10 protein-coding genes are annotated in these 15,140 nt (G+C 72.2%); 6 read left to right on the forward strand and 4 right to left on the reverse strand.

What is annotated here, in order from left to right; all coding sequences use genetic code 11:
* Positions 1-26: 26 nt before the first annotated feature.
* Complete coding sequence (locus ABD212_RS10945; protein ID WP_344094458.1) at positions 27-317, reverse strand: hypothetical protein; 291 nt, start codon at positions 315-317, stop codon at positions 27-29.
* A gap of 13 nt (positions 318-330) precedes the next feature.
* Positions 331-555 carry a DUF3107 domain-containing protein gene (locus ABD212_RS10950; protein WP_344094460.1) on the reverse strand — a complete coding sequence of 75 codons (225 nt, stop codon included), beginning with the start codon at positions 553-555 and terminating at the stop codon, positions 331-333.
* Between the two features lie 178 nt (positions 556-733).
* Between ABD212_RS10950 and ABD212_RS10955 the strand changes: the two genes are divergently transcribed.
* Positions 734-3,964: a PD-(D/E)XK nuclease family protein gene (locus ABD212_RS10955; protein WP_344094464.1), complete on the forward strand. Its 3,231-nt coding sequence runs from the start codon at positions 734-736 to the stop codon at positions 3,962-3,964.
* Entirely contained in the window at positions 3,961-7,413 is a 3,453-nt protein-coding gene (locus ABD212_RS10960) for an ATP-dependent helicase (RefSeq protein WP_344094467.1), read from the forward strand. Before ABD212_RS10955 ends, ABD212_RS10960 begins: the two co-directional genes overlap by 4 nt.
* On the opposite strand, the gene ABD212_RS10965 is transcribed toward ABD212_RS10960, so the two are convergent.
* Positions 7,326-8,687, reverse strand: coding sequence for a phosphotransferase (locus ABD212_RS10965; RefSeq protein ID WP_344094470.1), 1,362 nt, complete (start codon positions 8,685-8,687; stop codon positions 7,326-7,328). The two genes, ABD212_RS10960 and ABD212_RS10965, sit on opposite strands and share 88 nt — an antisense overlap.
* Before the next feature lie 96 nt (positions 8,688-8,783).
* Between ABD212_RS10965 and nudC the strand changes: the two genes are divergently transcribed.
* The 3 genes from nudC (at position 8,784) to ABD212_RS10980 (ending at position 12,227) form a co-directional block, all read left to right on the forward strand.
* Complete coding sequence (gene nudC, locus ABD212_RS10970; RefSeq protein ID WP_344094473.1) at positions 8,784-9,698, forward strand: NAD(+) diphosphatase; 915 nt, start codon at positions 8,784-8,786, stop codon at positions 9,696-9,698.
* Positions 9,695-11,605, forward strand: a complete 1,911-nt coding sequence (locus ABD212_RS10975) for an ATP-dependent helicase (RefSeq protein ID WP_344094475.1) — start codon at positions 9,695-9,697, stop codon at positions 11,603-11,605. Before nudC ends, ABD212_RS10975 begins: the two co-directional genes overlap by 4 nt.
* A gap of 205 nt (positions 11,606-11,810) precedes the next feature.
* Entirely contained in the window at positions 11,811-12,227 is a 417-nt protein-coding gene (locus ABD212_RS10980) for a hypothetical protein (protein ID WP_344094478.1), read from the forward strand.
* 145 nt (positions 12,228-12,372) lie between these two features.
* Here the strand turns inward: ABD212_RS10980 and ABD212_RS10985 are convergent, their stop codons facing one another.
* The gene (locus ABD212_RS10985) at positions 12,373-13,821 is read right to left on the reverse strand and encodes a zinc-dependent metalloprotease (RefSeq protein ID WP_344094482.1); all 1,449 of its coding nucleotides are present in this window, start codon (positions 13,819-13,821) and stop codon (positions 12,373-12,375) included.
* Between the two features lie 124 nt (positions 13,822-13,945).
* Here ABD212_RS10985 and ABD212_RS10990 point away from each other — a divergent pair, with 124 nt between their 5' ends.
* On the forward strand, positions 13,946-15,070 hold the full coding sequence (locus ABD212_RS10990; protein WP_344094485.1) for a YlbL family protein: 1,125 nt from the start codon (positions 13,946-13,948) through the stop codon (positions 15,068-15,070).
* Positions 15,071-15,140: the final 70 nt, after the last annotated feature.

Consider the following 15,140-nt stretch of genomic DNA (forward strand, 5'->3'; position numbering starts at 1 on the left):
CTTCCCGCCTCCGTGGGCCGGAGGGGTCAGCTGATCTTGAGTCGCGCGCGCTCGCGGGTGTCGTGGGCGAGCCGGACGCGGGTCAGCACGATCAGCGTCGGATAGGTGACCGCGATCGGCACGACGATCGCCGAGAGCCACGGCCATGGCGTGTCGATGCCGACGCCCGCCCAGGTGAGGAGCATCCACGCGAGTCCCGCCGACAGCGCGCCGATGACGGGTCCGAGGACGACGCCACGGGTGGCGCGCTCGCGGAGCTGGAGGTGGATGCCGAGACCGATGACGGCGCCGACGATCAGGGCGATGAGGATCTGCACGGCCGTGTCCGGGTCAGGCGACGAAGCCGACGCGACGGGATTCTTCGGTGCCCAGCTCGATGTAGGCGAGTCCGCCGGTGGGGACGATGTACGAGTTGCCCTTGTTGTCGGTGAAGCTGATGTGCGTGGCGCCCGCGTCGAGAGACGTCGAGATCGACTTCTTGACGGCCGCAGCGGCCTCGTTCGTCTCGAAGCTGAGTTCGCGGCCGGTGTTCGCGATGCCGATGCGGATCTCCACGTGACTTGCCTTCCTCGTGCGGGGCGGACTCTCGCCTGCGCTGCAGGCATCCGCCTGCGCTGCGACCCGCGGTGCGGGTGCGCATGGCAACTCTACGACACCCCTGCAGAGGCTCCGGCCGCGCGGCGCACGCTGTCGGCGAACGTCCATGTCGGGCGAGGGCGGTACCGTCGAGGACATGGTGTCGAGGGCGGAATCCGGCGCGGCGCTCGCGCTGGACGAGCGTCAGCGTGCGCTGGTCGAGCTGCCGCGCGAGGCATCCGGCGTCGTGGTCGGCGCCCCCGGCACGGGCAAGACGACAGCGCTGGTCGCGCGCGTGGAGCGACTGCTCGCGCAGGGCGTGGTCACGCCGGACGAGATCATCGTGCTGACGCCGACACGGCAGACCGCCACCGCGCTGCGCGACCGACTCGGCGGCGGGCTCGACCTCGCGACGCCCGGCCCGCTCGCCCGCTCGACGGCCTCGTTCGCCTTCCAGCTCGTGCGCTCTGCCGCCGTCTCGGCGAAGGACGCGCTGCCCCAGCTGCTCACGGCCGGCGACCAGGACCGCATCATCGCAGAGCTGCTCGCCGGAGATGAAGAGGATGCCGCCGCCGGACGCCCCCGCTGGCCGGAGAGCCTCGGCGACCAGGTGCGGCGCTCGCGGGCGTTCCGAGCCGAGCTGCGGGCGCTCTACGCGCAGTGCTCCGAGCTCGACCTCCTGCCGGCCGACCTCGCGCGGCTCGGCGCTCTGCACGAGCGGCCGTCGTGGATCGCCGCCGCCACCCTGTTCGAGGAGTACCGGTACACGCTCGCGCGCATGCGGCCGGCCCACCGGGATCCGGCCGAGCTCGTGCGCGAGGCGGGGGTGCTGCTCGCGACCGCGGCCCCCGAGCGGATCGGACCTGCCGCGGCGCTGCGGGTCGTGCTCGTCGACGACGCACAGGAGCTCACGCGAGGCGGCATCGCGCTGCTCGACGCGGCCCGGCGACGAGGGCTCGCGGTGCTCGCCTTCGGCGACCCCGACATCGGCTCGGGGGGCTTCCGCGGCGCGGGGCCCGAGCTCTTCGACGACCTCATCGGCCTGCTGGGCGCGGTCCACGTTCTCGACCGCCCGCATCGCGCCTCGCCCGCGCTCACGCGCCTCACCCGCACCGTCACGGCGTCGATCGGCGCGGGAAGTCGCGTCGACCACCGCCGTGCCCCTGGCCCGGCGGTGGACGACGACATCTCGGTCACGACGATCATCGCGGCTTCGCCGTTCGAAGAGGTCGACCGCATCGCACGCACGCTGCGCGAGTGGCACGTCATGTCGGGGATGCCGTGGAGCGCGCTCGCCGTGATCGCCCACGACACCCGCCAGATCGCCCAGCTCGAGGTGGAGCTCGCGGCGCGCGAGGTGCCCACGCGCGCCGCGAGCGTGCCGCGGCCGCTCGGCAGGGAGTCCGTCGTGCGCGACCTGGTCGGGCTCGTCCGGCTGGCGCTGACGGCTCCGGCGGAGCGCGATCCGGACGCGCTGGCGGACGCGCTCGTGACGCCGTACGGCGGATTGGATGCGGTCGGGCTTCGCCGCGTGCGCGCGAGGCTGCGCGTCGCCGAGCTCGCCGACGGCCGGTCGCGCTCAGCGCGCGAGCTGCTCGCCGAGGCGATCGCCGAGCCCGCCCAGCTCGCCCTCATCGACGCACCCGAGGCGCGACGGGCGGAGGCGCTCGCGGTGACGCTCACCAAGGTTCGGGATGAGGCGGCGCGAGGGGCGACCATCCACGAGCTGCTGTGGATCGTGTGGGAACGGTCGCGACTCGAGCGCAGGTGGACACAGCAGGCGGCCGGTTCGGGCCCGGCCGCGGAAGAGGCGGGCCGCGCCCTGAATGCGCTCGTCGCGCTCTTCGGCGCGGCCAAGCGCGCCGTCGAGCGAGCGCCTGAGGAGGGTCCCGATCGCTTCATCCGGGAGATCCTCGACAGCGAGGTGCCCGAGGACCTGCTCACCGCTCCCGAGCGCACTGGCGCTGTCGCCCTGCTCACGCCGGCCGCGGCGCTCGGCGCCCAGTTCGAGGCGGTCGTGGTCGCGGGCGTCCAGGACGCCGTGTGGCCCAACACACGGCTGCGTGGCGGGCTCCTCGACGGCTGGCGGCTGGCGGATGCGGCCCTCGCGTGGCGCGGCGGCCGCGAGGCACTCGTCCCGGCCGTGCTGGATCGGCGTCGCGCCGTGCTGCACGAGGAGCTGCGGCTCTTCGTCCGGGCGCTGTCACGCGCGCGGTCGCGGCTCGTCGTGACCGCGACATCCGACGACGACACCGGCCCGAGCGCGCTGTTCGCCTACCTGCCCGAGCCCGGTGAGGATGCCGCGAGCGCCGCCGAGCATCCGCTGACGCTTCGCGGTCTGGTCGCGCAGCACCGGCGAACACTCACCGCCTCCGCCGATGCGGCCGACCGCCGGTATGCCGCCGGCCAGCTCGCCCTCCTGGCCGACGCGGGCGTTGCAGGCGCCCGCTCCGAGCAGTGGTACGGCATGCGCGCCGCCTCGTCGAGGACGCCGCTTCACGACCTCGCGGCAGGCCCCGTGCGCGTGTCGCCCTCGCGACTCGAGGGATTCGAGAAGTGCGGCCTCGACTGGGCGATCCGCGCGCTGGGCGGTGACACCCGGTCGTTCTCCTCCGGCCTCGGAACGATCCTCCACGCGGCGATGGAAGAGGCTCCGCAAGGGGAGCTCGCGGCCCTCCGAGCGGTCGTCGACGCGCGATGGGGCGAGCTCGAGTTCGAGGCGCCGTGGCTCGAGCGTCAGGAGCGCGTCTGGGCCGACACGCTGGTACGGCGCCTGCACTCCTATCTGCGACGGTTCCATCACGAGGGCGGGGTCGCGGTCGGCGCCGAGACGCGGTTCCGACTCGCGGTGGAGCTTCCCGACAGGCCGGATGCCGAACCTCGGGTGTGGCCCGTCATCGAGGGCGAGGACCGTCCCCACGTTCCCGCGGCCGTGCTGAGCGGCTCGATCGACCGCCTCGAGCTGTACCCACCCGGCCGCGGCGAGGGGGTGCCGATCGACGGCGCGGGCAGCCCCAGGGTCGTCGTGATGGACCTCAAGACGGGCCGGTCGGAGTCGCGCGTCTCCGACGAGAAGGTGCGCGAGGACGCGCAGCTCGCCGCGTACCAGCTCGCCGTCAGCGAGGGGCTCGTCGACGGCGTCGAAGGCGCGTCCAATGCCGGCGCCCGGCTGCTCGTCCTTTCGCGGACGCTCAAGAACACCGAGTACCGCATCGCCCACCAGGCCGCGATGGCACCCGACGAGCGCACGGCGTTCCTGCTGCGGATCGCCGAGGACGCGCGCGGGATGGCGTCGGCATCCTTCATCGCCAACGTCGACGCCCACTGCACCGACGATCGGTTCGCCGTCTGCCGGCTTCACACCGTCCGGGCGGTGAGCGCCTCGTGACATCCCCTGCTCCGGTCGCCGCCTGGGCCGGCGACCTCGGGCTCAGTGCGTCCGTGATCGCGACCGCGCTCGGACTTCCCGAGCCCACCGCCGACCAGCGGGCGGTGATCGAGGCTTATCCGAGCCCTGCACTCGTCATCGCGGGTGCAGGAAGCGGCAAGACCGAGACGATGTCGGGCAGGGTGGTGTGGCTGGTCGCGAACGGTCACGTCCGTCGCGACGAAGTCCTCGGGCTCACCTTCACGCGCAAGGCCGCGGGCGAGCTGGCCGAGCGCATCGAGTCGCGGCTGGCGCGCATGGATGAGTACTCCCGGCGGGGGCTGCTGCCGCATCTCGACGGCCTGGCAGCCTCCGGCGTCCTCGGCGAGATGTGGGCCCGTGTCGGGACGCTGCCGGAGCGACGACGTCGCTCCGCGCTCGGCGACGAGCTCGACCGGCTCGCCGATCGGCTCGGCGCCGCAGTCTCGGCAGCCGGAATCGCGCACCCCGTCTCCGAAGACACGCTGCTGCGGCCGCGCGTGACCACATACAACGCGTTCGCCGACGCGATCGTGCGCGAGCACGCCGCTCGCATCGGACGGGATGCCGAAGCCGCGCTCCTCAGCCAGTCCGGGTCGTGGCTCACCGCTCGTCGCGTCGTGATCAAGTCGGTCGATGAGCGGCTCGCGGAGCGCGAGGACCGGTTCGGCACCGTCGTCGATGCCGTGCAGCGCCTCGCCGGGGAGATGCTCGACAACCGCGTGGACGCGGCCGACGTGAGCGCGTTCGGCGCGCGCTTCGCCGCGGCGGTCGCGCCTCTTGTGAACCCCTCGCTGGCCTCTCCCAGCGACATCGAGAAGCTGCACGTCGCGATGAGCGGGCTCCCCGTCCTCGCGGGCCTGGTCGAGGACTACGCGCGGGCGAAGCAGGCAGGCAACTCGCTCGACTTCGCGGATCAGGTCTCAGGCGCCCTCGAGATCGTCACGCGGGCGCCCGAGGTCGCCGCCGAGCTTCGCGACCAGTACCGCGTCGTGCTGCTCGACGAGTATCAGGACACGTCGGTCATCCAGACGGATCTGCTCGCCGCGATCTTCCACGACGCGCCGGTCATGGCCGTCGGGGATCCGCATCAATCGATCTACGGGTGGCGCGGCGCGAGCGCCGACAACCTCGGCGGGTTCCCCCGGGCGTTCGCGCGCGCATCGCAGTGCGACACGTTCGCGCTGATGGTGAGCTGGCGCAACGATCGGACGATCCTGGATGCGGCGAACCGTCTGATCGGCGGTGCCGGGCCCTCCGGGATCGAGGTGCCGCCGCTCGCCCCCCGGCCCCGAGCGGCGGCAGGGCGCGTGACCCGCGCCTTCGAGGCGACCATCGAGGCCGAGGCTGCCGCGGTCGCGGCGTGGTTCGCCGAGGTGCGGACGAACCACTCGGAGGCGCACGACGCGCCCCACTCGGGAGCGATACTGTTCCGCGCCAAACGGCACATGTCGGTGTTCGCCGACGCGCTGGCCGAGCGCGGCATCCCGCACCGCATCCTCGGCCTCGGCGGTCTGCTGTCAACGCCGGAAGTCGTCGACGTCGTCGCCGCGCTGCGCGTGCTCAGCGACCCGTCCCAGGGGTCCTCGCTCATCCGGCTGCTCGTCGGGCCGCGCTTCGCGGTGGGCGTGGCCGACATGGCGGCGCTCCACGAACTGGCGGCGACGCTCGCCCAGCGCGACGAGTCGTTCGCACGACTGCCCGACCACCTGGTGCAGCGGCTTCGCGGCTCGGTGGGCATCGACGAGCAGGTGTCGATCGTGGATGCCCTCGATGTCGTGCGAGTGCTGCCGGCCGACCACGGGCTGCTGTCCGGATTCACCGCGGCGGGAGTTCGCCGGCTGAAGGAGGCGGCTGCCGTTCTGGAGCGGCTGCGCGGCGCCGTCGCCCAGCCGGTGCCCGAGCTGATCCGGGCCATCGAGCTCGAACTGGGGCTGGACATCGAGCTCTCCGCCAATGAGAGCCGGGGCCCTGCTCGCCTCGCGGGGACGCAGCTTCGGTCGTTCGTCGACGAGATCCGGACGTTCCTCGCCGCCGACGACCGAGGTTCGATCGGGAGCCTCCTCGCGTGGCTCGACCACGCCGAAGAGACGGACGAGCTCATGCCCCGGCCCGAGCCGCCCGAACCCGGTGTCGTGCAGCTGCTCACGATCCACGGGGCGAAGGGCCTGGAGTGGGATGCCGTCGCCGTCGTCCGCCTCGTCCAGGACGAGCTGCCCAAGCGGGCCCGCACGACGCTCGGCTGGCTGGGATTCGGCGTTCTGCCCTACCCGTTCCGCGGCGACCGCGCGGCGCTGCCGTCGCTCGCGTGGGATCCCGACCTGCCGACGGATCGCCGCGGGCTGCAGGGTGCGATCGCGGCGTTCAAGGCGCAGAGCAAGGACTATCAGGAGCGTGAGGAGCGCCGGCTGGCCTACGTGGCCGTGACCCGGGCGCGCAGCGAACTTCTGCTGACGGGGTCGCAGTGGGGCGGCCAGAAGGAGGCCCGCAAGCCCAGCGCATATCTCGAAGAGATCGTCTCGGCGCTGGAGCTCGATCCGATCGACCTCGACGATTCCGGTGTGAACCCGTATGAGGGCCGGCTGGGCGCAACGCTGGAGTGGCCCCTCGATCCGCTCGGCTCCCGCGGCGATCGGGTGCGCGCCGCCGCGGCGGTCGTCGAGACGGCGATCGCGGACGCGCACCGCGCCGAGCCGTCGCAGCAGCTCGAGCGCCTGCTCCTCGAGCGGGCGGCTCGTGGTCGTCCGGTGGAGCACGACGCGCCGGCTCGGGTCGCGGCATCCCGGTTCAAGGACTTCGTCGACGACTTCGCCGGAACGGTCCGGTCGATCGCGAGGCCGGTGCCCGAACGGCCCTACGACCAGACGCGGCGCGGCACGCTCTTCCACGCCTGGGTGGAGCAGCGCTCCGGGCTCGCCGGACGCGGCGTGTCGCTCGACGACGGTCTGTGGGAGATCGACGACGAGGAGCACGTCGAGACCGAGGCGTCACGCGCGGATGCGGCCGAGCTCGAACGGCTCACCGCAACATTTCTCAGGTCGGAGTGGGCGGACCTGCGGCCGATCGAGGTCGAGACCGAGATCGACGTCAGGCTGGCCGGAGCCGTCGGCCTCGGCACCGTCGTCTGCAAGCTCGATGCGGTCTACCGGCGCGGGGAGCGCATCGAGATCGTGGACTGGAAGACCGGCCGTCCGCCGACGTCGGCCGCGCAGCGTGACGAGCGGCTGTTCCAGCTGGCTCTCTACCGCGTCGCGTACCACAAGCGGCACGGCGTTCGGCTCGACGACATCGACGTGGTGCTGTACTACGTGTCGGACGACCTCGTCATCCGCTCGGATCGGGTCTACTCCGAGTCCGAGCTCGCCCAGCGCTGGAACGCCGCCCGTGAGGCGCGCTCGGCCTCGCGCTCCTCATCGGCGTCCGAGACGTGATCGGCCCTGGAGTCCAGCGACGACAGATCGATCGGCGCGGTCGAGACTTCGTCGGGGTGCCAGGTGCTCGCGGTTCGGGCGGCCGCGCCGGCCGCGGCATCCGAAGACGTGGCACCGGCGGAGGTGCGCTTGCGCCCACCCGCCACGGGCGCAGTGTCGGCCAGGGCGGGGTCCTGGGCGGTCTCCGCTGGATCGGCCTCGTCGCCCTGCTCGGTGGTGATCCACAGCGACAGCTCTTCGGGATCGTATGCGTCGGTCTGCATCGAGGTGTCCACCGCGACCGGTGAGGCATCCGGCATCCGGTCCAGGAGCGCGATCGCGTCGTCGACATCGAGCGCGTCGTCGGTCAGGATGTCGTCGCCGGCGACTCCCGCGCCGAGCGACTGGAGCAGCGCCACGGCGTCGTCGATCACATCCTGCCGACCTGCTTCGTGGCCGTGGATCAGCCACTTCGCGAACTCGAGCTCGGCGTACAGGCGCGAGCGCTCACGCGTGCGGGCGTCGGGAGCGCGGCCGCTGTGAGCGACGTAGGCCGCATACACGTCGTCCGCCGCGGCGGGCGCCGACGCCAGCCACTGCAGGTCGGCCGCCGGGTCGCCGACCGAGAGTCCGTGCCATTCGAGCAGCCCCGTCACCTGCGGCACGCCGTCGATGTCATCGAAGAGGAACGACGCCGCACCTGCACCGCCGAGAACCACGGCGGACTCGAATCGCCACAGCTCGTCGGCGGCGACGGCCCGCTGCCAGCGGCTGAGGAGTGCCTTCGGGGTGCGCCGGGTGGCCTCTGCCCGGTCGATCAGCCGGGCGGTGTCGGTGCGCACCTGCTGCGGGGTGCGGACCGGCAGGCCCTCGGTGCGCACGATCGACAGCGGCAGCGCGTGGAGGGCGGCAAGGGATGCCCCGAGCGACGTGGCCGCGCCGCGCCCAGGCGGCAGATGCGCCGCGTCGACGCGGTAGCCGGGAAGGAAGTCGACGACGACCGCTCGCGAGTCGCCGATGCCCGCTTCACCGAGCAGCTCCGGTGCTCGGAACGGAAGCAGACCGCGGACGCCGGGGGTCAGCGCGCGCAGTGCCCGCACCTCGGCGGCGAGCTCGGGAACAGCGGTGTCGTCTGCGGGAACGCGTATCACCACGCGGCGACCGTCGTCGAGCTCGGCGATCGCCGCGTCGTAGCGCCCGGCGGCGCCTTCGGTGAGCGCGCCGACTCCGACGACGCCGACCCGGGGAAGAGCCGACGTCACGGACGCGGCTAGAGTGAGGGGTGAGCGTGCCATGTGCCCAGGGTAGGTCGGGTACTCCCGTCCGCCCCCGCGCCACGCCCTGGCCGGTCGACCACGCCCAGGACGATCGATGAAGCGGAGATCCTGCCGATGACGGCGCCCGACAGCACCAAGCTCCCGCCGCTCGCCGGCGCCGCGATCGACCGGGCCGCCGCAGAACGCGCGACGGCGGACCTCATCGAGACCGCTCGGGCGGATGCCGCAACCCGGGTGCTGGCGATCGCCGGCGACGCCGCGCCGCTGGCCGGTGCTGGTGCGCTCCTCTGGTCGCCCGCGCGCGGCATCCCCGACGGCGGTCAGTGGGCCTTCCTCGGGCGCGGCGATGAGGGCGGCGCGCTGCTCGCCGCCGTCTTCCCCCCTGCCGACGAACCCCTGTTCGCTGCTCCGGCCGGGTGGGCGGGGCTGCGAATGGTCGGGGGAGCACTGTCGGCGCCCGACGCGGACGCGTTCGTCGAGGCGCTCAGCCTCGGCCGCTGGCTGCTGGACTCGCCGCACTGCCCCGCGTGCGGCGCGCTGACCGACCTCGCCGACGCCGGCTGGTCTCGCCGCTGCCCGTCCTGCGGCCGACAGCACTTCCCCCGGACCGACCCGGCTGTCATCGTCGCGATCACCAGCGCCGCCGATCCGGATCGGCTGCTGCTCGGGTCGAACGCCCTGTGGGGCGTGAACCGGTTCTCGTGCTTCGCGGGCTTCGTCGAAGCGGGGGAGTCGCTGGAGGCCGCCGTGCACCGAGAGCTGCACGAGGAAGCGGGCGTGGATGCCGTCGACATCCGCTATCGCGGATCCCAGGCCTGGCCCTACCCTCGCTCGCTCATGCTGGGCTTTTACGCCACGGCGGCCGACGACGCCGCGGCCGTCGCTGACGGCGAGGAGATCGTCGCCGTCCGGTGGTTCACCCGCGATGAGATCGGTGCGGGGCTCGCAGGTGAGAACGAGCTGCTCCTGCCCGGGCGAGCGTCCATCGCGCATCGCCTGATCCGCGGCTGGTTCGAGGGGGACGCGTGAGCGAAGGCGTGCTCGCGGGACTCGACGATCAGCAGCTCGAGGCGGTCACGACCCTCCGGGGGCCCGTCGTCGTGCTCGCCGGGGCCGGCACGGGCAAGACCCGTGTCATCACGCACCGCATCGCCCATGGCATCGACACCGGCGCGTACTCGCCCGGCCGGGTCATGGCGGTCACCTTCACAGCCAAGGCTGCGGGCGAGATGCGAGGGCGTCTGCGCACGCTCGGGGTTGCCGGAGTGTCGGCTCGCACGTTCCACGCGGCGGCCCTGGCGCAGCTCAACTTCTTCTGGCCGACTCTCGCCGGTGACACCATGCCGGGCATCGTCGACAACAAGGTGCGGATGCTCGCTCACGCGGCCGACCTCATCGGGATCGGCGCGGATGTCGCCACGCTGCGCGACGTCGCAAGCGGCATCGAGTGGCGCAAGGTGACGATGCGCAGCATCGACGAGTATGCCGCGGCCCGCCCGCAGGGGATCGGACGGCTGACGGTCGAGCGCGTCGCCGATCTGCATCGCGCGTACGAGAAGCTCAAGGACGAGCGTCGCCAGCTCGACTTCGAAGACGTCCTGCTGGCGTGCGCCGGCATGCTCGAGGCCGAGCCTCACATCGCGCGGGCGGTGCAGGAGCAGTACCGCCACTTCACCGTCGATGAATTCCAGGATGTCTCGCCGCTGCAGCATCGCCTCCTCGAACTGTGGCTCGGCGATCGTCGCGATCTGTGCGTCGTGGGAGACGCGAGCCAGACGATCTACTCGTTCGCAGGCGCCGATGCGAGATTCCTGCTCGGCTTCGAGAGTCGCCACGACGGAGCCGTCGTCATCCGGCTGCAGACCAACCATCGATCGGATGCCGCGATCCTCGCGGTGGCGAATGATCTCATGCGGGACCGGCCCGGCGCCCTCCAGCTGGTCGCTGCGCAGGACGTCACCTCGCGAGACGTCGCCGCACCCGCCGGATCACCCGAGACCACCCCCCGCGACACCACCCCCCGCGACACCACCGCTCGCGACACCACCCCCCGCGACACCGCCCCCCGTGGTACCGCCCCGCGCGACGCGCCCCCCCGCGCCGCCCGCACACCCTCGCTGCCCACCGTCACGGCATTCGACGACGACGAGGCCGAAGCCCGCGGCGTCGCACGCCGGATCGCCCAGCAGATCGCAGGCGGCAGCGATCCGCGCACCATCGCGGTGCTCTACCGCGCCCACGCCCAGTCCGCCGAGCTCATCGCGGCGCTCGCCGACGCGGGCATCGCGTCGACGGTTCTCGGGGGGCGGCGGTTCTTCGACCTTCCGGAGGTGCGCCAGGCGGTCATGGAGCTGCGGGCCGCGACGGTCGCCCCGATCGAGACGGGCTTCGTCGACACGGTGCGCGACGTACTGCGTTCGCGCGGGCTGACGGATGATCCGCCCGCGGCAGGGGGAGCCCTGCGCGACGCGTGGGAGGCCCGGGCGGCCATCCTCCGCCTGGCCGAAGAGGCCCCGGCAGGGACGACGCTGCGCGGGTTCACCCACGAGCTGACCGCCCGCGCGCGGACCCAGGACGAGCCTGCGCTGCGCACCGTCACCTTGGCGACGATCCACGCCGCGAAGGGTCTCGAGTGGGACCACGTGCACATCGTCGGCCTCTCCGAGGGACTGCTCCCGATCTCGTACGCGACGACCTTCGAGCAGATCGACGACGAGCGACGGCTCGCATACGTGGGAATCACGCGGGCCGCGCGAACTCTCGCGCTGTCGTGGGCGCGAGGTCAGCGGGATCGGCAGTCGTCCCGTTTCCTGCGAGAGATCGGCAGCGGCAGTCTGCGTGCGGCCGATGCTCCCGCGAAGTCCGATGCAGCGATCCGGCGCGCAGGGTCAGCGACGGCGTCGTCTGACGCGCCGGGCGCCGTTCGCCGTCGCTGATCTGCCTGGCAGCGACGATCCCCGCCTCGCAGAGGATCGAGGGGTCCACCCCCGCCACCGGGCGCCCGATCAGCTGCGCGGCGACGAGCGGCCACGTCGGGTCCGCATCGCGCCGGTGCGCGGCGAGGCACGCGAGGCACGGCGTCCGACCCGGCCGCACGTAAGGTCCGACCTCGGCCCCGGTGCCGGTCAAGACGACCGGAAGGTGCGGGATGTCGTGTGCCATGAGCACCGCCGCGCGCCGCGGTACGACGACGTGCTGAGCGAGGACGACGACGGGCGCGGCATCCCGGAACTGCTCATCGGGTGCATCGTGCCACGCGGTGAAGGCGACCTCGAGTCCCGTCGACGCGATGGCCAGCGCGACGGCGTCGGCGCGGTCGGCGGGAAAGTCCGTCGGCACCTGGACGACGACCCGGCGGGGTGCGGCGGCGTGGGACGCCGCCATCGCGCGCCCGATGCGGCGGACGAAGTCGGTGGCCGCGTGATCGGGTGCCCCGAAGGCCGAGGCGACGGGCTCGAGCGCGTCATCCGGGATGCCGCGCTCGAGCTCGTTCACGAGGCGCTGCTGCCAGGGTGTGGGATCCTCGACGACCGCAACCGCGTCGGCGCCGAACTGTAGCGTCGTGGGGCTGCGCCAGAGCGGAGGATGCGCGGGGTCGAGTCGGAGCATTCCCCGATTGTCGCGACGCGCCAGGCCGTGTCGACCGATTCCACAGCTCACGCGAGGCACATTGCCGCGCTCACGAGGCTGGGGAGGAGAGGTCCTACACAGGCCGGTGGTCGTCCGGGGACGCCCCCGAATCCTCGTCTCCGGCCGAATCGCCGGCGCCGGGCTCCACCGGACCCTCGCCGCGCCCCGCAGGACCCTCGCCGGGCTCCGCAGGACCCTCCTCGCCGGCGAGCAGCCGCGCGAGCGCGTCGTCCATCTCGTCCGGCTCGGGCGCCTCGCCGCGGGCGCGGGCCTCGAGACGGGCGACGAGTCCCGCCGGATCGTCGATGTCCTCGGCCGACGGCATGAAGTCGGGGTAGTCCCACAGCGAGTCGCGCGCGGCGACGCCCACGGCATCCGTCACCGCCCGCCACATCGCGGCGGCCTCGCGCAGCCGGCGCGGGCGCAGTTCGAGTCCCACCAGCGAGCCAAGCGCGCGCTCCGCCGGGCCGCCCACCGCACGACGGCGACGGACGGCTTCGGCCATGCGATCGGCCGACGGGAGGCGGGATGCCGCGTTCTCGGTGACGACATCCACCCAGCCCTCGACCGTCGCGAGGAGGTTCTCGAGACGTGCGAGGGCGGCGTCCTGCGCGTCGGAGCGCGCGGGCAGCAGCGCGCCGCTCTCGAGTGCCCGCCGCAGCTCTTCGGGCTCGGACGGGTCGAAGCGCGACGCGAGGTCTTCGAGCGCCTCGGTGTCGACATGGACGCCGCGCGCGAACTCGGTGATCTGCGAGATCACGTGCAGCCGCAGCCAGCGGGCGTGCCGGAACAGCCGCGCGTGGGCGAGCTCCCTCACCGCGGCATACAGCGCGAGCTGGTCATCGGGGATCTCGAGATCGCGACCGAAGTCCGCGAAGTTCTGCGGCAGGATCGCGGCGATTCCATCCGGCATGATCGGGATGCCGACATCCCCGCCGCTCACGACCTCCTTCGAAAGCTCTCCGACGACCTGGCCGAGCTGCGACGCGAAGAGCGAGCCGCCGACCGTGCGCATGAGGCGCCCAGCGCCCTGCACGAGGTTCTGCATCTCTTCCGGCGCCTGCTCCTGCAGCGCCTCGGTGAGCGCGTCGGCGATGCTCGTCGCGACCGGCTCCGCGAGCTCCTGCCAGAACGGCAGCGTCGCCTCGACCCATCCGCCACGGGTCATCGCCTGGGGTGCGGCGGACAGCTCTGAGATCGTGGTGGCCTCGCTCAGCCACAGCGTCGCGAGGGCGAACGCCTGGTCGAGGTCGGTGCGCTGCCCCGTCGTCACGCCCAGCCCATCCTGGTTGGCGATGTGCAGCGCCTGGCGCTTGGCGAGATCCCACGAGATGCCGCCCTCACCGCCGGCGGCGAAGGCGCCCTGCAGCTGCTGCATGAGGGTCTGCATCATGGCGGGATCGATGTTCATGCCCGAGAGCCGCGAAAGCTGCTCGGCATCGAGTTCGCCGCTTCCGCCGCCGAGGAGCTGCCTGAGCAGCTCCTGGAATTCCTCCTCGGGACTGCGATCGTCGTCTGCCACTTCAGCCGCCTTTCAGACACGTCCTGGCCTCTCGTTCTACGCTAGTCGCACGCATTCCTCGCACTCCCCCGGCGGGGACCCATCCCTTACGCCGGTCGCGAACGACCAGGCAGGAGAGCCCCTCGTGGCGCAGTTCGACGAGAACGTCACCATCACGCCGCCGCCGCAACGGCGGATGTCGCGCGCGACCCTCGTCGGCGTCTGGGCGCTCGTCGTCGCACTTGTCGTGCTCCTGGTCCTCACCTTCCTGCCGACGTCGTACGTGATCCAGCAGCCCGGCCCGGTGTACAACACGCTGGGGACCGCGCTCGCGGCCGACGGCAAGCAGGTGCCGCTCATCTCTGTGGACGGCGCGAAGACCTACCCGACCGACGGCATGCTGGATCTGCTGACCGTGCAGCTCGCCGGCAATCGCGAGAAGACGCCGTCCTGGCTGGAACTCGCGACGGCGTGGTTCGACCCGAGCAAGGCGGTGCTGCCGATCGACGCGATCTTCCCCGTGGGCGAGACCACCGAGCAGCGCAACCAGGAGAGCGCGGCGATGATGGTCGACTCGCAGAACGAGGCGACCGCGGCGGCACTCACCGAGCTCGGCTACGACGTCAATGCGAAGATCGTCGTCCACTCGCTGACGGGCGATTCCGCAGCCAAGGGGATCCTGCAGGAAGGCGATGTCGTCCTCGAGGCCGACGGCACGGCGGTGACGGATGCCGAACCCCTCCGCAAGATCGTGAACAAAGGCGCCGGTGCGCCGATCCAGATGCTCATCGAGCGCGATGGCGCCAAGCAGACCGTGTCGGTGACCCCGAAGCAGACCACGATCAACGGGCAGAAGCTGTGGCTCATCGGTGTCACGCTGACGACCGCCTACGACTTCCCGTTCCAGGTCACCATCCAGCTCAACAACGTCGGCGGCCCGAGCGCCGGCATGATGTTCGCGCTCGGCATCATGGACGTCCTGACCCCCGGAGAGCTCAACGGCGGCAAGAACGTCGCCGGCACGGGCACGATCACGGCCGACGGCACCGTCGGGCCGATCGGGGGCATCCGTCAGAAGATGTGGGGTGCGCTCGACGCGGGCGCCGACTGGTTCCTCGCTCCGGATTCGAACTGCGACGAGGTGGTCGGACACATCCCGGGCGACCTTCGCGTGTTCGCAGTCGACAACCTCGACGACTCCTTGAAAGTCCTCGAGACGATCCGCGACGGCGGCGATCTCAACGCTCTGCCGACCTGCACGACCAAGTGAACCGGGTTCGCTGACGGCGGAGAACGCTATGACTTCCCCCAGCGGACGCTGGGCGATCCCTCAGTACCCC

The organism is Microbacterium deminutum, from assembly GCF_039530205.1.
Lineage (GTDB): Bacteria > Actinomycetota > Actinomycetes > Actinomycetales > Microbacteriaceae > Microbacterium > Microbacterium deminutum.

Bases quoted from the DNA above. Each gene is read 5' to 3' on its own strand.
- ABD212_RS10955 (WP_344094464.1), top strand. From the start codon at position 734: ATGGTGTCGAGGGCGGAATCCGGCGCGGCGCTCGCGCTGGACGAGCGT.
- ABD212_RS10965 (WP_344094470.1), bottom strand. From the start codon at position 8,687: ATGGCACGCTCACCCCTCACTCTAGCCGCGTCCGTGACGTCGGCTCTT.
- nudC (WP_344094473.1), top strand. From the start codon at position 8,784: ATGACGGCGCCCGACAGCACCAAGCTCCCGCCGCTCGCCGGCGCCGCG.